This is a genomic window from Limimaricola cinnabarinus (assembly GCF_002723615.1).
In the GTDB taxonomy this organism is placed as follows: Bacteria; Pseudomonadota; Alphaproteobacteria; order Rhodobacterales; family Rhodobacteraceae; genus Limimaricola; species Limimaricola cinnabarinus_B.
Genome location: NZ_KZ304956.1, coordinates 1 through 17,991, shown reverse-complemented (window position 1 = coordinate 17,991; position 17,991 = coordinate 1). Strand labels below are relative to the sequence as shown.

The 17,991-nt window shown below is 69.4% G+C and carries 20 protein-coding genes; 14 read left to right on the top strand and 6 right to left on the bottom strand.

What is annotated here, in order from left to right; all coding sequences use genetic code 11:
- Nucleotides 1–21: 21 nt before the first annotated feature.
- Complete coding sequence (gene flgF, locus CJ301_RS08025; protein WP_099276131.1) at nt 22–771, bottom strand: flagellar basal-body rod protein FlgF; 750 nt, start codon at nt 769–771, stop codon at nt 22–24.
- Nucleotides 772–923: 152 nt separating this feature from the next.
- On the opposite strand from flgF, the gene CJ301_RS08020 reads away from it, so the two are divergent.
- The 11 genes from CJ301_RS08020 to CJ301_RS07970 all read left to right on the top strand — a co-directional run bounded on the left by CJ301_RS08020 (nt 924) and on the right by CJ301_RS07970 (nt 11,394).
- Nucleotides 924–2,681 carry a hypothetical protein gene (locus tag CJ301_RS08020; protein ID WP_099276129.1) on the top strand — a complete coding sequence of 586 codons (1,758 nt, stop codon included), beginning with the start codon at nt 924–926 and terminating at the stop codon, nt 2,679–2,681.
- Between the two features lie 100 nt (nt 2,682–2,781).
- Nucleotides 2,782–4,089: a flagellar hook protein FlgE gene (locus tag CJ301_RS08015; protein WP_099276127.1), complete on the top strand. Its 1,308-nt coding sequence runs from the start codon at nt 2,782–2,784 to the stop codon at nt 4,087–4,089.
- Nucleotides 4,090–4,153: 64 nt separating this feature from the next.
- On the top strand, nt 4,154–5,569 hold the full coding sequence (flgK, locus tag CJ301_RS08010) for a flagellar hook-associated protein FlgK (protein ID WP_099276125.1): 1,416 nt from the start codon (nt 4,154–4,156) through the stop codon (nt 5,567–5,569).
- A gap of 12 nt (nt 5,570–5,581) precedes the next feature.
- Nucleotides 5,582–6,628 (top strand): flagellin, encoded by a 1,047-nt coding sequence (locus CJ301_RS08005; protein WP_099276123.1) that lies wholly within the window; start codon nt 5,582–5,584, stop codon nt 6,626–6,628.
- A gap of 119 nt (nt 6,629–6,747) precedes the next feature.
- Nucleotides 6,748–7,863, top strand: a complete 1,116-nt coding sequence (locus CJ301_RS08000; RefSeq protein WP_099276121.1) for a flagellar basal body P-ring protein FlgI — start codon at nt 6,748–6,750, stop codon at nt 7,861–7,863.
- Entirely contained in the window at nt 7,863–8,165 is a 303-nt protein-coding gene (locus CJ301_RS07995) for a rod-binding protein (protein ID WP_099276119.1), read from the top strand. Before CJ301_RS08000 ends, CJ301_RS07995 begins: the two co-directional genes overlap by 1 nt.
- Entirely contained in the window at nt 8,162–8,584 is a 423-nt protein-coding gene (locus CJ301_RS07990; RefSeq protein ID WP_099276117.1) for a hypothetical protein, read from the top strand. Before CJ301_RS07995 ends, CJ301_RS07990 begins: the two co-directional genes overlap by 4 nt.
- Nucleotides 8,585–8,687: 103 nt before the next feature.
- Nucleotides 8,688–9,533, top strand: coding sequence for a flagellin (locus tag CJ301_RS07985; protein WP_099276115.1), 846 nt, complete (start codon nt 8,688–8,690; stop codon nt 9,531–9,533).
- Nucleotides 9,534–9,705: 172 nt separating this feature from the next.
- The gene (locus CJ301_RS07980; RefSeq protein ID WP_099276113.1) at nt 9,706–10,110 is read left to right on the top strand and encodes a flagellar biosynthesis regulator FlaF; all 405 of its coding nucleotides are present in this window, start codon (nt 9,706–9,708) and stop codon (nt 10,108–10,110) included.
- 1 nt (nt 10,111) lies between these two features.
- Complete coding sequence (locus CJ301_RS07975; RefSeq protein ID WP_099276111.1) at nt 10,112–10,573, top strand: flagellar biosynthesis repressor FlbT; 462 nt, start codon at nt 10,112–10,114, stop codon at nt 10,571–10,573.
- A complete protein-coding gene (locus CJ301_RS07970) occupies nt 10,570–11,394 on the top strand; it encodes a DUF1217 domain-containing protein (protein WP_099276109.1) in 825 nt (274 codons plus the stop codon). Before CJ301_RS07975 ends, CJ301_RS07970 begins: the two co-directional genes overlap by 4 nt.
- A 22-nt stretch (nt 11,395–11,416) precedes the next feature.
- Here CJ301_RS07970 and CJ301_RS07965 read toward each other — a convergent pair whose 3' ends face one another.
- The 5 genes from CJ301_RS07965 to fliF are packed head-to-tail and all read right to left on the bottom strand — an operon-like array spanning nt 11,417 to nt 16,049.
- On the bottom strand, nt 11,417–12,496 hold the full coding sequence (locus CJ301_RS07965; protein WP_099276107.1) for a flagellar motor switch protein FliG: 1,080 nt from the start codon (nt 12,494–12,496) through the stop codon (nt 11,417–11,419).
- Between the two features lie 2 nt (nt 12,497–12,498).
- A complete protein-coding gene (gene fliP, locus CJ301_RS07960; RefSeq protein ID WP_099276105.1) occupies nt 12,499–13,317 on the bottom strand; it encodes a flagellar type III secretion system pore protein FliP in 819 nt (272 codons plus the stop codon).
- 8 nt (nt 13,318–13,325) lie between these two features.
- On the bottom strand, nt 13,326–13,685 hold the full coding sequence (locus tag CJ301_RS07955; RefSeq protein WP_099276103.1) for a FliM/FliN family flagellar motor switch protein: 360 nt from the start codon (nt 13,683–13,685) through the stop codon (nt 13,326–13,328).
- Nucleotides 13,682–14,332, bottom strand: a complete 651-nt coding sequence (locus tag CJ301_RS07950; RefSeq protein ID WP_099276101.1) for a FliH/SctL family protein — start codon at nt 14,330–14,332, stop codon at nt 13,682–13,684. Before CJ301_RS07950 ends, CJ301_RS07955 begins: the two co-directional genes overlap by 4 nt.
- 1 nt (nt 14,333) lies before the next feature.
- Nucleotides 14,334–16,049 (bottom strand): flagellar basal-body MS-ring/collar protein FliF, encoded by a 1,716-nt coding sequence (gene fliF, locus CJ301_RS07945; protein WP_099276099.1) that lies wholly within the window; start codon nt 16,047–16,049, stop codon nt 14,334–14,336.
- Nucleotides 16,050–16,192: 143 nt separating this feature from the next.
- Between fliF and CJ301_RS07940 the strand changes: the two genes are divergently transcribed.
- From CJ301_RS07940 to CJ301_RS07930, 3 genes are all read left to right on the top strand, one after another.
- Nucleotides 16,193–16,759, top strand: coding sequence for a flagellar basal body-associated FliL family protein (locus CJ301_RS07940; protein ID WP_099276413.1), 567 nt, complete (start codon nt 16,193–16,195; stop codon nt 16,757–16,759).
- Between the two features lie 10 nt (nt 16,760–16,769).
- Entirely contained in the window at nt 16,770–17,735 is a 966-nt protein-coding gene (locus CJ301_RS07935; protein WP_099276097.1) for a flagellar motor switch protein FliM, read from the top strand.
- Nucleotides 17,719–17,991: flagellar motor switch protein (locus tag CJ301_RS07930; RefSeq protein ID WP_099276095.1), on the top strand; the 273-nt coding region annotated here is incomplete at its 3' end. The genes CJ301_RS07935 and CJ301_RS07930, both read left to right, overlap by 17 nt.

Here is a 17,991-nt window from a genome sequence, read left to right as displayed (position 1 = left end):
TGTCGGGTCCGTGAAAAGGGATCAGCTGACGCTGCCGATGCGGCGCAGCATGTCGCGCGTGAGGTCGTCCTCGCCGCTCACCAGCTTGAGCGCGCGCTCATAGGCCTGCTGGATCGACATCAGCCGGGTCATCTCGACCACCGGCTGGATGTTGCTCGCCTCGATCATGCCTTGCATGACGCGGGTGCCGTCGGTGGCGGCGCGCGCCCCCTCGGCCCCCTCGGGCGGAAGGAACATGCCCGCGCCGAGGCGCTCGTAAGATTGCAGGTCGGGCAGCTCGAACAGGCCGATCCGGCCGATCACCCCGCCCGCCATGGTCGAGATCGCGCCGTCCTGGCTGATCGAGACATCGCCGCCCAGATCGGGCGGCAGCGCGATCGGCGCGCCGCCCGCATCGAGCACCTTGGCGCCGTTGAGGGTGACCAGCGTGCCGTCGGGGTCGAGCGCGAAGCGCCCGTCGCGGCCATAGGCGGTGCGCCCGTCGCCGGTCTCGTAGCCGAACCAGGCATCGCCCTGCAGCGCAAGGTCGAGCGGGTTGCCGGTGCGGGTCATCGCGCCCTGCTCGGGGTTCATGTAGGAGCCCCGGTCGATCAGGAAGTCGGTGTCCTGGCCGCCATCGAGGCCGGTCTCGCGGTGCAGGTAGCTGTCGAACACCACCCGCTCGCCCTTGAAGCCGGCGGTGTTGGCATTGGCGATGTTGTTGGCCGTCACGTCGAGCGCGTTGTGCATCGCCGTGGCCAGCGACAGCGAAACATAAGTGCCGTTGTCCATCGCCCGCTGTCTCCCGTTTCCCACGATTCCCGGCGCTTGTTGGCCGGTGCCGAGGCTGTTGTTGCTTCGTTGCGGGATTCGATCAAGGATAACTCAAATCAATTCATGGGGTCGTGGCGGATTTGCCAAGATTACTGAGCATATGCCTGGGGATGGCCTTGCTGGCGGATCCGGCGGCGGCGGCGGCAGAGATGCCCGCCGCCGCCACGACCGAATCCGGCCCTGGCGCGGCGGCGGGGGCTCTGGATTACCTCGATCGGCGCGGCGCGCTGATCGCGGCGCTCGGCGCCGCGCCCGGCCCGCGCGCGCGGGCCGATCTGCTGCTCGATCTCGCCGCGCTTTCGGTCGGCGCGGCGCTGGCGCCCGAGGCGCGCTCCTATCTCGACGGCCTGCCGCAGCCCGGCCCCGAGGGGCTCGACGCGGCGCAGCAGCGGCGGCGCGACCGGATCATGCTCGCGGCCTGGGGGGTCGATGGCGGCACGCTGTCGCCGCCGCTTCCGGCCCGGCGGCAGATCGAAGCCGAGGCGGGCGACTGGGCCGAGCGGCCGGTCTGGCGCGCGCTGGCGCTGGCCCGCGAGGGCGAGCCGCAGGCCGCCAGCGCGGCGCTGTCGCGGCTCGACCCCGCGCTCGATGCGCTGGCGCCCGCGCTTCGCGCGGCGGTGCTGCCCGAGCTTCTCGAAGCGGCGATCGACGCCAAGCTGTGGGAGGCGGCGCATGGCCTGGCGCAGCGCTTCGACGCCCATGCCGAGCTGCGCGGCGGCAGCGCCTACCGCTTTCTTCTGGGCCGGGCCGCGCAGGCGGGCGGCAATCCGGTGATGGCCTTCGACAGCTATGCCATGGCGGCGGGCGGCAGCGATGCCTGGGCGCAAAGGGCGCGGCTGGCGCTGATCGATCTGGGCCGGGCGACCGGCACGCTGCCGCCCGAGGACGGCGCGGCGCTCCTGCGGCAAAGCTGGCACCTGTGGCGCGGCGACGCGCTGGAGATCGCCACGCTGGAGCGGCTGGCCGAGGTCGAGCATGGCCGCGGCGAGACCGAAGCGGCGATCCGGGCGCTGACCGAGATCCAGCGCCGCCACGGCGACAGCGATGCGGCGCGCGACAGCGGCGCGCGGCTCGACGAGATGGTGGCCGAGCTTTACGCCCGCGGCGGCTCCGGCGCGCTGCCGATCGGGGCCTTCGTGGCCGCCCATCGCAGGGTGTCGCCCGACCTGATGTTCCGCCCCGGCTTTGCGGCGCAGGCCGAGAAGCTGGCGGCGCGGCTTTACGAGATCGGCGCGACGGATGCGGCGGCGCGCGAATACGCCGCGCTGCGCGACCAGCTCGCGGTGATGCGCGACCTCGGGCTCGAACCCGTGCCGCAGGCCCGGCTCGATGCGCTGCGGCTGGCGCAGGCCGAGGCGCTGCTGCGCGGCGGCCAGACCGCGCAGGCGGCAGCGGCGCTGGGCACCGCGCCCGCCTCCGCCCCCGAGCTGCGCGACCGCATGGCTTACTTGCGCGCCCGGCTGTCGAGTGCGGCGGGCGACGGGGCCGGGGTCATCGCCACGCGGATGGATGTCCCCTCCGAGAGCTACCGCCGGCTGCGCGCGACGGCGCTGTTCGATCGCGGCGACTGGGCGGCGGCGCGCGACGATTACCTCGCGCTGTGGCGCGAGGCGCCCGCGCGTCTCGGCCCGGCCGAGGCGATCCGGCTGCTGCTCTCGGCGCATCGCGCGGGCGATGCCGACTTGGTCGACGAGCTTCTGGCCGAGCTGCCGCGCCTCGCGCGCAGCCCCGAGCTGGCCGAGATCGCCCGCTCGCTGGCACCGGTGGCGCCGCTGGCGCTGCCGATCGGTCAGAAATCCGCCACGGACCGGATGCAGGATGCCGATGCGGCCCTGCGCCGGCTCGAACGCGTCGCGAAGGATGGCTGATGGCCGTCGCCGCTTCACCCTGCCGGCGCAGGCCGGCACCACTCACAGGCCCGGGCGGCAACGGCCCCGGCGGCACAACGAATGAAGGACAGGCAGGATCATGAGCATTTCCTACGCCATGCAGACCGGGGTCAGCGGTCTGCGCGCCAACTCGACGGCCGTCGGCCGGATCTCGGAGAACATCGCCAACGCCAACACCGACGGCTATCGGCGCAGCTTCGTGCAGATGGTCACCACCAGCACGCTGAGCGACGATGCGAGCTTCTCGTCCTCGGGCGTGCGCGCCGTGCAAGGGGCCGATGTCAGCACCGAGGGCGCGCTGCGCGCCACCAACAGCAGCACCGATCTGGCGATCGGCGGCAGCGGCTTCTTCGTGGTCTCGAAAGAGCCCAACGAAACCAATGAAACGAACTTCATGCTGACCCGTGCGGGCTCCTTCCTGCCCGACGAGAACGGCGATCTGCGCAATGCCGCGGGCTATTACCTCGCCGGTTTTCCCTATGATCAGACCGCCTCGATCGGCACCGTCGACCGCAACCAGTTCGGCGATTTGAAGACCGTCAACCTGGGCAGCCTGTCGCAGACCGGCTCGCCGACCGGGCAGATGAAGGTCAGCGGCAACCTGCCCGCCCAGCAGACCGGCCTCGACGCGCCGGGCGAGCCCTTCCTCAGCTCGGCCGAATATTACAGCCCGCTGGGCGAGGCCGAGCGGATGCAGTTCTCCTGGCAGCCCTCCGAGACCGAAAGCCGCTGGACGCTCAGCATCTCGGGCTCCGACGGCACGGATTACGGCAGCGTCGATGTCGATTTCCACGACAGCGGCCCGCTGGCCGGCGCGCCGAAGGCCTATTCGGAGGGGAGACCCGCCGATGAGAACACGCCGAATTTCGCCTTCGATCCCGCGACCGGCACCGCGACGCTGACGGTCGACAACGGCACCGAGCCGCAGGTGATCGAGGTGGCGCTCGGCGCGCCCGACGAGCATAACGGCATGACCCAGTTCGCGGGCGATTACTCGGCGCTCAAGATCGGCTCCGACGGGGCCGAGAGCGGCGTGCTGGTGCGCACCGAGATCGACGAGCGCGGCGATGTCTACGGCGTCTTCAACAATGGCAGCCGCAAGCCGCTCTACAACATTCCGCTGGCCGAGGTCGCCAATCCCGACGGGCTGCTGGCGGGCGACGGCAACGCCTATGCGCTGTCGCGCAGCTCCGGCAAATTCAGCCTGAACCAGGCGGGGCAGGGCTCGGCCGGCTCGCTGACGGCGGGGGCGCTCGAAAGCTCGAATGTCGAGGTGGCGCAGGAGCTGACCGACCTGATCAGCACCCAGCGGGCCTATTCGTCCAACGCCAAGATCGTCACCACCGTCGACGAGATGCTCGACGAGACGATGCGCCTGAAGCGCTGAACGCGCAAAAGGGGGCAGGGCGGCCGCAGAACGCGCCGCGCCCCCGGCTTTTGGAGATATCGAAATGAGCATCACCAGTGCCTTCGCCATGGCCCGCAGCGGGCTCGCCGCCACGGAAAGCCGGGCCGGTCTCACCTCGGGCAACATCGCCAATGCCACGACCGAGGGCTATGCCAAGCGCAGCGCGCCGCTGACCTCGCAGGGCGGCGGCGGGGTCGCCGTTTCGGGCATCCAGCGCGCCACCGAGGCCCGGCTCGAACAGGCGCACCGGATCGAGATCTCGCGCGTGGCGGGCCAGCAGGCCACCGCCGCCGCGCTCGAAAGCTATGCCGCCACGCTGGGCGGGATCGGCGAGGGCAGCAACCTGTCGGACCGGCTGTCCAAGCTTCAGGTGGGGCTCGACGCGCTGGCCGCCAACCCGGCCGAGCCCGCCATCCAGCAGGACGCGCTGCGCGCCGCGACCGGCTTTGCCACGGGGCTGGCCGACACCGCGGAGGCGCTGGAGCGGGTGCGCGAGCAGACCGCCTCGGCGGTCGTTTCGGATGTGGCCACGGTCAACGAGACGCTGCGCGAGGTCGTCGAGCTCAACACCCGGATCAGCGCGGAGCCCGGCGCGACGCCGCGCCGCGCCGGGCTGGAGGACAGCCTGTCGAAGACGCTCGACGGTCTGGCCGAGATGCTCGACCTGCGGGTCAGCCGCGATGAACGGGGGCGCATTTCGGTCGCCATGCCGGGCGGCGCGATGCTGGTCGAGAACGACGCGGCGCATGAGCTGGAATACGATGTCACCGAGGCCAGCCTGTCGGTGAACGGCGTCGATGTGACCCCGGGCGTGGCCGGGGCGCGCGGCTCGCAGGAAGGACGCCTTGCCGGGCGGCTCGAACTGCTCGGCGACGCGCTGCCGCGGATGCAGGCGCAGCTCGACACGCTGGCCGGTGCGGTGATCCAGGGCTTCGAAGCGGCGGATGCGTCGCTCGCGCCCGGCCAGCCGGGGCTGTTCACCGATGGCAAAAACGCCTTCGATCCCGAACAGGTCGAGGGCCTCGCGCGGCGCATCGCAATCAACCCCGCCGCGCGCGAGGATCAGGGCGGCGGCGCCTGGCGGCTGCGCGACGGCATGGGGGCCGCGGCGCCGGGCCCCACGGGATATACCGGGCAGGCCGATGCCTTCTCGCAGGCGCTTGCGGGCGAGATGAGCTTCGACGCGAAGGCGGGGCTGGGGGCTTCGGCCACGGCGTCGGATTTCGTCGGCTCGCTCCTGTCCGAGCAGCAGGCGCTGCGCAACGACGCGCGCGACCGCGCCGAATCGCTCGGCGCCGGGCGCGACGCCGCCGCCCGGACCCGCGCGGCGGTGCAGGGGGTGAACATCGACGAGGAGCTGCAGCAGCTGATGCTGATCGAGCAGAGCTATGCCGCCAACGCCACCGTCATGCGCACGCTCGACGAGATGATGGACACGCTTCTGGCCGCGGTCCGATAGGAGGGACTTGCAATGATCTCGACAAGGATGACGGCCACGCTGCAAAACGCCCTGACCAGCCGCCGCAACATTTCCGAGCTGTCGCAGCGGCTCGACAAGGCCGGGCAGGAGGTCAGCACCGGCAAGCATGCGGAGATGTACCGCACGCTCGGGCCGCGCGCGGCCGAAACCCTGGCGGTGCGCAGCCAACTCACCCGGCTCGATGGCTTCGTCCAGTCCAACGACGCGCTGGCGCGCAAGCTCGAATCGGGCAGCAGCGCGCTGAACGACATCCGCGCCAGCGTCCAGCCGGTGATCGAACTGGCCTTGCAGTCGGGCAGCGCCCGGCAGTTCTCGGGCAGCTTGCAGCAAAGCGCGCGGATGGCGCTCGAACAGGTCATCGGCACCGCCAATCGCAGCCATGTGGGCGAGGCGCTGTTCTCCGGCATCGACACCGACCGCGCGCCCTTGCAGCCCTTCGACGAGGCCAACCCGAATGGCGGCCGCTCGCCGCGCGAGATGGTCGAGACGGTGATCGGCACGGGCCCGGGCAGTGCCGCCGAGGCCGAGACCATGGCCGCGGCGCTGGCCGAGGCCTTCGCGCCCGGCACCGGCGATTTCGAGGGCAGCTTCTACAACGGCACCCCGGCGGCCACGCCCGACCGGCTCTCGGCGCGGATCGACGAGAACGAGACGATCACCTACGGCGTGCAGGCCAATGATCCGGGCTTCACCGATCTGCTGCGCGGCCTGTCGATGCTGGCCACCACCGACATCTCGCAGATCGCCGATGAAGGCGCGGCGACGGCCTGGCTCAGCGAAGCGGTCACCGCCATGACGGGCGGCAGCGACGCGCTCTTGCAGGCCGAGACCCGGCTCGGCGCGCAGCAGGCGCGGCTCGAGACGGTGATGGAGGCGCAGGCGGCCAAGCGCGATCTCTACACCAGCCAGATCAACGCCATCGAGAATGTCGACCCCTTTGAGGCAGCGACCCGGCTGACCGAGCTGCAGACCCAGCTCGAAGCGAGCTACATGGTCACCTCGCGGCTCTCCAAGCTGTCCTTCCTCAACTATCTCTGACAGCCCTCCATGCACAGTTTGCATTAATGCAACCTGTGCATGGATTGATCCCGCCTATCCTTGCTAGGCCGTGGCGGGTTTCGCTAGGGTCGGGGCGGAACACGGCAGGAGAGCGGATCATGGCAGCACGGATGTTCGGGCTTCGGCCCGCTCTCGCCCTCGCAGTGTGCCTGCTGCCCTTCGCCCCCATGCCCGCCATGGCCGAGGTGCGGATCAAGGACATCGCCCAGTTCGAGGGCGTGCGCGAGAACCAGCTCGTCGGCTACGGCCTCGTGGTGGGCCTCGCCGGGACGGGCGATTCCTTGCGCAACTCGCCCTTCACCCAGCGCTCGATCGAGGGGATGCTGGAGCGCTTGGGCGTCGGCAACCTGACCGACGAGCAGATGCGCACCCAGAACACCGCCGCCGTCATGGTCACCGCCATGCTGCCGCCCTTCGCGCGGCGCGGCTCGACCATCGACGTGGTGGTCTCGTCGCTGGGCGACGCCTCGAGCTTGCGCGGCGGCACGCTGATCGTCACGCCGCTGACCGGCGCGGATGGCGAGGTCTATGCGGTGAGCCAGGGGCCGATCGCGGTGGCGGGATATGCCGCCCAAGGCGCCAATGCCAGCATCGTCGAGGGCGTGCCGACGGTGGCGCGGATCGAGAACGGTGCCACGGTCGAGAACGAGATCGACTTTGCGATCAACGAGATGAACAGCATCCGCATCGCGCTGCGCACGCCCGATTTCACCACCGCCGAGCGGATCGAGCAGGCGATCAACGACCGGCTCGGCGGCGGCGCCACGGCGCTCGATTCGGGCACGATCGAGGTGCGCCCCACCGGCAAGTCCGACATTCCCGGCCTTCTGGCCGAGATCGAATCGCTGCGCGTGCAGCCCGATGCCATCGCCAAGGTGGTGATCGACGCGCGCTCGGGCACCATCGTGATCGGCGCGGATGTGCGCATCGCCGAGGTGGCGGTGAGCCAGGGCGGGCTCACCGTGATCGTCAAGGAGGAGATCGAGGTCAGCCAGCCCGAGCCGATCTCCATCGGCAACACCGTGGTGGTGCCGCAGACTGAGGTGACGGTCGAGGAAGAGGAGGCGCAGTTCTCGATCCTCGAAGGCGATGTCAGCCTGCAGCGCCTCGTCGACGGGCTCAACGCCATCGGCGTCACCGCCAGCCAGACCATCTCGATCCTGCAGGCGATCAAGGCCGCGGGCGCGCTTCACGCCGATCTGGAGATCATCTGATGCAGATCACCCCCGGACCGCTTTCGATCGCGCCGCTGGCGCGCACCCGCGAGCCCGATGCCGAGACGATGGAGACGGCCAGGCAGTTCGAGGAGATGTTCCTCGCCCAGACGGTGGACGAGATGCTCAAAAGCGTCGGCACCGGCGCCTTCGGCGGCGGCCATGCCGAGGAGCAATGGCGCAGCTTTCTGGCGCGCGCCTTCGCCGAACAGATCGCCGATCAGGGCAGCACCGGCATCGCGCAGAGCGTGGCGCGCGCGATCGGCGCCTATGAGGATGCAGGCCAGGGAGAGGGCGCATGAGCGAGACGAGCAGCGAGGCACGGGCCGATGGCGTGATGGAGGACATCGCGGCGCTGACGGCATTGCTCGACCGGGAGGTCGCGGCGATCGGGTCGGGCGATCTGTCGGGCGTCGCGGCGCGGCTCGACGAGAAGAGCCGCCTCGGGGCCCGGCTCGAAGCGCAGACCGCCTGGATCGAAGCCGCGCTGGGGCAGGGCGACGAGGCGGCCTCCAAGCTGCGCGACAGCCTTGCCGATCTGTCGGTGCTGATCGCGCGCGATGCGGCGATGCTGGAGCGGATGCGCGAGACCACCGCCAGCGTCGCGCGCGATCTGGAGCGGCTGCGCGCGAGGCACGGGCTGGGCGGGCTCTATGGTGCGAACGGGCACCGTAACCCGAAGGACACGCTTTCCCGCGCGCCCATGGATAAATCGGTCTAGCGCCACAAACGCGCCCCAATTGAGGGCTTTAACCATAGTTACCGCGGCGGATGCCGACTTCGTCAGAAAGACGATCGAACAGTAAGAAACTGGAGCAGTAAAAATGTCTTCGATCCTCACCAACAATTCCGCGATGTCCGCCCTCTCGACCCTGCGGGGCATCAACAACAACCTCAACCAGACCCAAGACCGCATCTCGACCGGTCTCAAGGTCGCCTCGGGCAAGGACAATGCCGCCTACTTCGCGATCTCCGAGACGATGAAGGGCGACAGCGGTATGAATAAGGCCATTAACGAAGGCCTTACGATGACGAAGAACGCTGTGGCTACTGGCCGTGTAGGCGCTGAGTCTATCGCTGATCTTGCCAATCAAATTGGCGAGCGTATCGCTTTCGCAATGGAAGGAACTGAAGCGGTTCGTGCTAAAGTTCAGGAGGAGATCAAAGAGAAGGTCGCGCAAGCGAAAACCATTCTCGATCAATCTTCTTTCAACGGCCAGAATATGATCAAGGCTGGCACTAAAGGAACCCCCGATTCTTATACCATAACTACAGGTATCACTCGTACAAGCGCCACGGCTGTGTCGCAAACGACCATGACTGTTACTGGTCTCGATCTCGAGAAGGTATATGATGACCTCGCTGCTATCAACATTACTGGTGCGACACCGGATATGGATGCTCAGCTGACTGCTGCGGTCACTGCCAAGAGTACCGCTCTTGATGGTGCAACGTCCATGGGCGTCGCCGAAAAGTCTCTGGGAACGCAGCAGGACTTTTTGAGCACGCTGACAGATACCCTTGATTCGGGCGTCGGCGCGATGGTCGATGCGAACATGGAAGAGGAAGCGGCCCGTCTGCAGGCGCTGCAGGTGCAGCAGCAGCTGGCGTCGCAGTCGCTCTCGATCGCCAATCAGGCGCCGCAGCAGATCCTGAGCCTGTTCCGTTAAACAATGATGCGGCCCGCCCCTTTGGGCGGGCCGTTTCCCCACCGGGCCTAGGTCCCGCTTCCCCTGACCGATTTCGACCGGCTGACGCGCCCGCGCGATCCTCGGGTCATGCCCGCGTCCGCCTCCACCACACCCCGCGAGAAGAGCGGGGCCCAGAGCGAGAGCAGAACGCATGAGCATCGCCGCCTACAAGACCACCATCCGCGAAAGCGAATCCCCCCGCCAGATCGAGCGCCGTATCCTCAGCCGCGTCACCGGCCAGCTGGCCGCCCGCGCCGAGGCCTATGACCGCGCCGAAAGCAAGCTCGACCGCGGCGCGATCCTGGCCGATGGGCTGCGGGACGATCTTGCCACCAACCAGAAATTCTGGCACGAATTGCAGTTCGACCTCGCCCAGCCGGGCAACGGGCTGCCGGCGGAGCTGCGCGCCGGGCTCATTTCGCTCGCGCTCTTCGTCGACCGCCAGACCAGCGCCGTCATGGGCGGCAATGCCGGTGTCGGCGCGCTTGTCGAGATCAACCGCTCGATCGTCGCCGGGCTCGCGGGGCAGGCCCCCCAAGTGGCCGAGGTGGCCTGAGATGCCGCTGAAGCTCACCCTCAAGCCCGATGAGCGCATCGTCGTCAATGGCTGCATGATGCGCAATTCCTCGCGCCGCCACGTGCTGACCATCGAAAGCCATGCCGACGTGGTGCGCGGGCACGACCTGCTCGATGACGACGCGCCCGCGACGCCGGTGACGCGGGTCTATTACCTGATCCAGACCGCGCTGATCAAAAGCGCGCTGCGCGACGACCTGCTGCCGCTGATCCAGAAGCAGCTCGCCGATCTCGCCACGACCTTCGGCCATCCCAGCCTCGGCCATGTCTTCGAAGCGGCGAATTACGTCTCGATCGGCGATTACTACAAGGCGCTGCGCGCGCTGCGCCCGGTGATCGCGCATGAGGCCGATCTGTTCGCGCATATCGCCGCGCGCGACAAGGCCGCCATGGCGGCGCTTGCGCCAGAGGCGCATGAAGCCGGGCGGCGGGCGGTCGGATGATCAGCCTCACGGGGCTCAACACCCGGATGGGCCTGCAGCTGGTGGACGCCACGCGCGACCGCCAGATCGAGATGATCCGCGACGGCGCGCAGGACAAGCGCGCCATCGCCGCCTTCGAGGAGCGCATCGGCGAGGTGCAGTCGGTCGAGCAGCTGATGGAGGACCGCGAGCTCTATGTCTTCGTGATGAAGGCCTTCGATCTCGAGGACCAGATCTTCGGCAAGGCGATGGTCAGGAAGATTCTCGAAAGCGATGCGAGCAAACCGGACGCTCTGGTGAACCGGCTGACCGATCCGCGCTTTCGAGAGATGCACAAGGTCATGGGCTTCTCGAAGGAGGGTGACGCCAACGAGAACACCGGCGATGTCGCGTGGCGCGCGCAGATGGTCGAGCGCTATGTCGGCCAGCGCTTCGAAAGCGCCCAGGCCGAGCAGAACGAGAAGGTCGGCACGGTGCTGGAATTCCGCCGCAAGGCGGGCGAGGTCAGGTCCTGGTTCGACATCCTGAAGGACAAGGATCTGAGCGAGTTCATGCGAACGGCGCTCGGCGTGCCCGCCAGCGCCGCGGGGCTCGACATCGACAAGCAGGTCGAGCTGTTCAAGCAGAAGTTCGACCTCGAAAAGCTCAAGGACCCGGCCGAGCGCGAAAAGCTCGAGCGCACCTATGTCGCGATCTCGGACGCCAAGGCGGGGGTGCAATCCTCGGCCAATGCCGCGCTCTCGCTGATGAACGCGGCCGTGAACGCCGGCGCGGGCGGGCGGTTCGCGCCGATCACGCTCGACATCAGCGCCATCACCGCGCTGCCGCGCCGCACCTACTAGGCGCCGCGCGGCGCGCGCCGCCTCACTCCAGGATTTCCTCGTCCTCGTCGCCCGCGCTCGGCAGCTCGATCGCGCCTTCGTCGGCAAGCTGGCGGGTGTAATCGACGATCATGGTCTGGGCGGCGCGCGCGTCGCGGCCCCGGACCGGGCCCATGGTGCTCATCTCGTCGAGCAGCATGTCGCGCGCCCGCGCGGTCAGCGCGTCGAGGAAATGGCTGCGCATCTCCTTGCTGGCGCCGCGCAGCGCCAGCGGCAGGGTGTTGCCGGTCAGCCCGCGCATCACCCGCGCGAGGCTCTGCGCGTCGAGCCGGATCAGGTCGTCGAAGGTGAACATCTTGGCGGTGATGGCATCGAGCGCGCCGGGCTTGCGCGCGTCGAGCGCGGCTTGCAGCCCCTCGAACACGTCGCGGTCGAGCTTGTTGAACAGATCCGCCATGCGCTGTTCCATCTCGACGCCGTTCGACTGGCCGCCCGCCGAGAGCATGTCGGCCTGCAGCGTCTCCTCGATCTGCGCCATCATCCGGGGCGGCACCGCCTCCATGCGGATCATCCGCTCGACCACCTCGCCCATCTTTTCCTCGCCCAGGAGCGGCAGCACCTTGGCCGCGACCTCGGTGTCGACATTCGACAGGATCGCCGCGGCGGTCTGCTCGTGCTCGCTCTTGAGATAGGTGGCGATGGTGTTTTCGTTCATCGCCGAGAACCGCGCCCAGAGATCGCGCTCCTTCAAGGGGCCGCGAATGTCGCGCAGGATCACCTCGACCTGCTCCTCGGGCAGGAAGGCGCGCAGCATGCCCTCGGCGGTGGCGAGGGATCCCACCACGCCGCCGCCGGTGTCGACCCCTTCGGAGAACTCGGCCAGCACCGCCTCGACCAGCTCGGCCTGCACCACGCCGAGCCGCGCCACCGCGCGGGTGATCTTGCTGATCTCCTCGGGCGGCAGCTTGCGCATCAGCTCGGAGCCGCGCTCTTCGCCCAGGCATAGAAACAGGATCGCCGCCTTTTCGGGGCCGCGCAGCCGGCGCAGCGGCGGGGTGGGCGCCGTCGCGGCGGCGCGCACGGGGCTCGGCTCGGGGGCGCCTGCGGGGGTCATCGCGTTCATCGTCATCCTCCGGCCAGGGGCACGTAGCTTTCCATCAGGCTGCCCGCCAGCATGTACCAGCCGTCGATCAGCACGAAGAAGATCACCTTGAACGGCAAGGAGATCAACACCGGCGGCAGCATCATCATGCCCGCGCTCATCAGCACCGAGGCGACGATCAGGTCGATCGCCACGAAGGGCAGGTAGATCAGGAAGCCGATCGAGAAGGCCCGGCGCAGCTCCGAGATCATGAAGGCCGGGATCAGCGCGCGCCAGCCCGCCTCTTGGGCCGTCTCGGGCAGGGGCAGGGGCTCGGCGCCGTCGGCGCGTGCAGCCAGCCCCTGGAACAGCTCGAGATCGCGCGGGCGGGTGTTGGCGAACATGAACTCCTTGAACGGATCGCCGATCCGCGCCAGCGCCTGCTCCTCGGTGATGGCGTTGTCCATCAAGGGCTCCAGCCCGTTTTCCCAGGCCTGTTCGAACACCGGCTGCATGACGAAGAAGGTCATGAACAGCGCCATCGAGGACAGCACCACATTGGGCGGCGACTGGTTGAGCCCCAGCGCCGAGCGCAGGATCGAGAAGACGATCACGAAGCGGGTGAAGCTGGTCATGATCATCAGCAGCCCCGGCGCGATCGACAGCACCGTCATCAGCGCCACGAGCTGGATGATCCGCCCCGACAGGGTCGCCCGCTCGTCCGAGCCGGGGGGCGCATCCGAGAAGACGTCGCCCAGCGCGTCGAGCACGCCCGCGCCGTCCTGCGCCTGGGCGGGCAGGACGGGCAGGGCGATGAGCGCGAGGGCGGCGGCGCTCGCGAGGAGGAGGGGGGCGCGGGGCATGGGCGGCGTCAGTCGTCCGAGACGTAGTCCTTGACGATCTCGGTGAGCGAGACGCCGATCCGCGCCTCGCCCAGCTTGACGAGATCGCCGCGCGCCACCAATCGGTCGTTGATCATCACCTCGACCGGCTCGCCGATCTTCTTGTCGAGTTCGATCACCGAGCCGCGGCCGAATTTCAGAAGCTGCGCGATCGGCAGCCGCGCATGGCCCAGCACGATCTGCACGTCGAGCCCGACATTGAGCATCGCCTCGATGTTGCGCCCGCCCTTCGGGGTCTCGGCCTGCGGCGCCTCGTCGAAGATCGCCGCGGCATCGTCCTCGATCTCGGGAAACTCGGCGCCGGTGGTCTTGGTGGGGGTGTCCGTCATATGCGGTCCTCCGTCTGCGGGGTGGCGCGGGCGATGGCCCGCAATGTGCCGAGGATCTCGTCGCAGATCGCGGCAAAGCTGTAATCGAGGCGTCCGCCCTCCCAGGCGACGCGCGCGTCGCCGGGGGCGAGGGCGGGGTCGGTGCGCAGCACGGCGCGCCCGGCGAGGCCCTGCGCCTTCACCAGCCGCGCCACCTCGGCCCGCAGGTCATCTGCCCCTTCGGGCAAGGCGATCTCGAGCCGCGCCGCGTCGAGCCCGAGCCGCAGCCCGCGGCGGATCTGGGCCAGGGCGCGCGCATGGGCGCGCGCGTCGAGGATTTCGGGCAGCACCTTTTCGGCGGTGACCGCGGCATAGCCCAGAAGCTGGCGTTCGAGCGCGGCGCGGTGGGTGTCGCGCGCCGCGATCATCTCGTCGAGCCGCTGCGCGATCTGCTCCAGCCGGGCCGAAAGCGCCTCGGCTTCGGCGGCGCGGGCCTCGGCCTCGGCCTCGGCGCGCCCTTCGGCGCGGCCCTGCGCGAGCGCCTCGGCGCGGGCTTCGGCGACGGCGGCCAAGAGCGCCTCATCGGTGTGGCGGGCCTTGTCCACCTGCGCGACCGCGCGGCGTTCCTCGGCCAGCTCGCGGTCGAAATCCCGATCGAACAGCGACATCTCAGGCCCCCTCGGCCAGCCAGCCCTGGACCACCTTCAAGGAGGCCTCGGGCTCGTTCTCGACCATCTCGCCGACCGAGACGAGGCGGCGCTTGCCGACCGGCCCGTCGATCGAGGCGAGGGTGACCATCTCGTCGCCCTCATAGGTGGCGAGCTGGCTTTCATGCGGGAAGGTCGCCTGCTGGGCGGGCAGGCGGGGCAGGCCGGCCTCCGCGGCCTGCGGCAGCGCGCCCACGCCATGCGGCAGCCCGCTCTCGGCCGCCTCGAAGCCCAGCGCCTGCGCCCCGTTCGCACCGGCCCCCGCCGCCCCGGCACCCGCGAGAGCGAGCCGCGTATCCGTCTCGGGCAGCACCCGGCGCAGCATCGGCCGCAACCCGAAGCCCAGCACCGCCGCCACCAGCGCCAGCGCGAAGGTGCCGCGCAGGATCGCGCCGAAATTCTGCGCGATGGTCTGGCCCAGCGACAGGCCGATCGGCGCGCCGACATCCATCGAGTAATCCATGAAGCGCAGGCTGTCGACGGAGACGAGATCGCCGCGCGCCTCGTCATAGCCCACCGCCGAGCGCACCAGCGCCTCGAGCCGCGCCAGCTCCTCGGCGCTGCGCTCCTCATAGACCGTCTCGCCGTTCGGGGCGACGTTGTAGATGCCGTTGACCAGCACCGCGACCGAGATCCGCTCGACCGCGCCCGGCTCGCGCACCGTCTCGCTCTGGGTCGAGCCGATCTCGTAATTGACGATCTCGTCGGTGCGGGTCGAGGTCGAGGCGGATTGCTCGCCGCCGACATCGCCGCCCAGCTCTGGGGGCAGGTTGTTGCCGACGCCGACCTCGGGTTCGGTGCCCGCGCGGTCCTGGCTTTCCTCCTGCCGGGTCTCGGTCGAGCGGACCACCTGCTGGTCGGGGTTGAAGCTCTGCTCGCGGATCACCTGCCGCTCGGTCGACAGGTCGACATTGACCTGCACCCGCGCATTGCCCGCGCCGACCCGCGCGGTCAGCATCTCGGTGATCGAGCGTTGCAGCCGCTCCTGCATCGAGGCGCCCGCCGCCTGCACGCTTGCGTCGCCCTCGGTCTCCTCGGAGAGGATCGTCTCGCCCGAGGCCGAAAGCACGGTGACGCGCGAGGGCGCAAGCTCGGGCACCGCCGAGGCGACGAGCGCCCGGATCGCGAGGCCCTGCCTGCGCGAGATCGAGGAGGTGGCGCGGCCGCGCACGATCACCGAGGCCGAGGGCTCGGGGCGCGAGCGCGAAAACGCCTCGCGCTCGGGCAGCACCAGATGCACGCGCGCCGCGTCGATGCCATCGATGGTCTGGATCGAGCGCGCCAGCTCGCCTTCGAGCGCGCGCAGCCGGCTGACCTGCTGCATGAAGCTGTTCATGCCGAGCCCCGAGGACTGGTCGAAGATCTCCCAGCCCGCGCCGCCTTCGCCCGGCAGCCCCTGTTCGGCCAGCGCCATGCGCGCGCGCGCCACGTCGTCCTGCGGCACGCCGACGATGGTGCCGCCGCCCGACAGCTCCACATCGAAGCCCTCCTGCTCCAGCGCCGAGACCACGCGCCCGGCGGTGGCGAGCGTCAGGTCGGAATAGAGCGGCGCATAGCTCGGCGCGAGCGCGACATTGAGCCCCACCAGCAGCGCCAGCACCAGCCCGAGACCGGTGGCCGCCAGCGCGATCAGCCGCGGGCGGCCAAGCGCCGAAAGATTGTCGATGATGGATTGCACGCAAGGCCTCGCCGCTACGGGTCTTTGTGTCGAAACTATCCGCAATTCCGGTGATGGAACAAGTATAGTCATGGATAAGTTCTTGCCTGTTGGGCGCAAAGAACACATATTGTCCATGTTCCGATGACCGGATGGGAACCGATATGACGGATGCGACCCCGAATGCGATCGGCGCGAAAACCAAGGCGCGGCCGGGCCGGTTGCGGCTGATTTTGCTCGTGGCGCTGTCGGTGCTGTCGCTGGGCGGCGGGCTCGTGGCGGCGGTGGGCCCGTCGCGCGTGATGCAGCTGGCGGGGCTCGGCGGCGAAGCGCAGGAGGCCGCGGCCGAGGCCGCGCCGGAGGACGAGGCGGCCGGCGAGGTGCTGCGCGCGGCGCTGGCCGGCGATCCGGCGCGCATGGCCATGCCGTTCGAGGAGATCATCGTCAACATCACCGCGACCACCGCCTCGGGCCGGCAGACCAGCCGGTTTCTCAAGCTCGACCTCGCGCTGATCTACGATGCCTCGCAGCCCGGGGCGGAGCGGCTGGAGGAGCGCCGCATCTACCTGCGCGACAGCTTCCAGGATTATCTGCGCACGCTCGACGAGCGCGACCTGCGCGGCAGCCTCGGGCTGGCGGATCTCAAATCCGAGCTGCTGCGCCGCGCCCGCGCGGTGGCGGGGGCAGACATCGCGCATGAAATCCTCGTGTCAGACATGATCGTCCAGTAGGGCCGCAAGAATGAGCCGCATGAACCAGCGCACGCTTCGAGAGCCAGAGGGCGGCCTGCCCGATGGCAGCATCGAGGAGCAGATCATCCAGATGGCCTCGCTCAGCTATGAGCGGCTGCCGCTGCTGGAGGCGATCTTCGATCGCTTCGCCCTCGCGCTCGGCAGCGCCTTCAAGAGCTACACCACCATGCCCTCGGAGGCGGTGCTGACCTCCTTCGACTACCTGCTTTGCGGCGCCGCGCTCGAGGGCATCGGCGCGCCGACGCTGACGGCGGTGGCGCGGGCCGAGCCCTGGGACGGGCGGATCGGGCTGGCGATGTCGCCCGATTTGCTGTTCTCGGTGCTCGAGGTCATGCTGGGCGGGCGCAGCGGCGACAGCCGCCCCTGGACGCCGCGCAGCTTCACCGCGATCGAGCGGCGCTTCGGCCAGCGCCTCGCCGAGCTGGTGCTGGGCGAGCTGGAGCCCGCCTTCGAGCCGGTGGGCGGCGTGCGGTTCCGGGTCGATCATCTGGAGAGCGCGCCGACCAATGCCGTGCTCGCCCCGCCGCATGCGGCGGCGGTGCGCATCACGCTCAAGGTCAGCTTCGAGGGGCGCGGCGGCACGCTTGATTTCGTCATTCCCGACAGCGCGCTCGACACCGTCCGGCCGATGCTGTCGCAGAGCTTTCCGGGCGGCGAGCTGGCCGGCGACAGCGGCTGGCGCGAGGCGGTGGGCCGCTCGATCGAAGGCTCGGAGGCGCGGATCACCGCCGTGCTGCACGAAATGCGCATCGGCCTGCGCACGGTGCTCGACTGGGCGCCCGGCGATGTCATCGACCTCGGGGTCGACATGGATCACGAGGCCACGGTATCGTGCAACGGCCAGGCGATGTTCCGCGCCGCGATGGGGCGGCGCAAGAACGGCGCCGTCGCGCTGCGCGTGACCGATGACCTGGGCGAGCGGAAAGAGGAGCGCGCCGGTGACCCTGCTGATTGACGCGATGATCCTGGCCATGCTGGCGGGCGTTCTCGCCTATGCCTGGATGGTGGACCGGCGGGTGCGGTTCCTGATGGAGACGCTGCGCGAGTTGCAGCCGATGATCACCGCCTATGCCGCGGCGGTCGACAAATCCGAGGAATCGGTGCGCGACCTCGCCTCCGCGACGCGCAGCCTGACCGAAGCGCCGGCCGCGCCCCGCGCCCAGCCCGCCCCGCCGGCCAAGCCCGCGCCGCGCACGGGCGACAAGGCCGCG

Excerpts from the sequence above, each read along its gene's own strand:
- CJ301_RS07950 (WP_099276101.1), bottom strand. The coding sequence starts at position 14,332 with ATGTCGCTGTTCGATCGGGATTTCGACCGCGAGCTGGCCGAGGAACGC.
- CJ301_RS07970 (WP_099276109.1), top strand. The coding sequence starts at position 10,570 with ATGATCAGCCTCACGGGGCTCAACACCCGGATGGGCCTGCAGCTGGTG.
- CJ301_RS07940 (WP_099276413.1), top strand. The coding sequence starts at position 16,193 with ATGACGGATGCGACCCCGAATGCGATCGGCGCGAAAACCAAGGCGCGG.
- CJ301_RS08015 (WP_099276127.1), top strand. The coding sequence starts at position 2,782 with ATGAGCATTTCCTACGCCATGCAGACCGGGGTCAGCGGTCTGCGCGCC.
- CJ301_RS07985 (WP_099276115.1), top strand. The coding sequence starts at position 8,688 with ATGTCTTCGATCCTCACCAACAATTCCGCGATGTCCGCCCTCTCGACC.
- CJ301_RS08005 (WP_099276123.1), top strand. The coding sequence starts at position 5,582 with ATGATCTCGACAAGGATGACGGCCACGCTGCAAAACGCCCTGACCAGC.
- CJ301_RS07990 (WP_099276117.1), top strand. The coding sequence starts at position 8,162 with ATGAGCGAGACGAGCAGCGAGGCACGGGCCGATGGCGTGATGGAGGAC.
- CJ301_RS07965 (WP_099276107.1), bottom strand. The coding sequence starts at position 12,496 with ATGAACGCGATGACCCCCGCAGGCGCCCCCGAGCCGAGCCCCGTGCGC.
- CJ301_RS07995 (WP_099276119.1), top strand. The coding sequence starts at position 7,863 with ATGCAGATCACCCCCGGACCGCTTTCGATCGCGCCGCTGGCGCGCACC.
- flgK (WP_099276125.1), top strand. The coding sequence starts at position 4,154 with ATGAGCATCACCAGTGCCTTCGCCATGGCCCGCAGCGGGCTCGCCGCC.
- CJ301_RS08000 (WP_099276121.1), top strand. The coding sequence starts at position 6,748 with ATGGCAGCACGGATGTTCGGGCTTCGGCCCGCTCTCGCCCTCGCAGTG.
- CJ301_RS07955 (WP_099276103.1), bottom strand. The coding sequence starts at position 13,685 with ATGACGGACACCCCCACCAAGACCACCGGCGCCGAGTTTCCCGAGATC.
- CJ301_RS07975 (WP_099276111.1), top strand. The coding sequence starts at position 10,112 with ATGCCGCTGAAGCTCACCCTCAAGCCCGATGAGCGCATCGTCGTCAAT.
- CJ301_RS08020 (WP_099276129.1), top strand. The coding sequence starts at position 924 with ATGGCCTTGCTGGCGGATCCGGCGGCGGCGGCGGCAGAGATGCCCGCC.
- flgF (WP_099276131.1), bottom strand. The coding sequence starts at position 771 with ATGGACAACGGCACTTATGTTTCGCTGTCGCTGGCCACGGCGATGCAC.
- fliP (WP_099276105.1), bottom strand. The coding sequence starts at position 13,317 with ATGCCCCGCGCCCCCCTCCTCCTCGCGAGCGCCGCCGCCCTCGCGCTC.
- CJ301_RS07980 (WP_099276113.1), top strand. The coding sequence starts at position 9,706 with ATGAGCATCGCCGCCTACAAGACCACCATCCGCGAAAGCGAATCCCCC.
- CJ301_RS07935 (WP_099276097.1), top strand. The coding sequence starts at position 16,770 with ATGAGCCGCATGAACCAGCGCACGCTTCGAGAGCCAGAGGGCGGCCTG.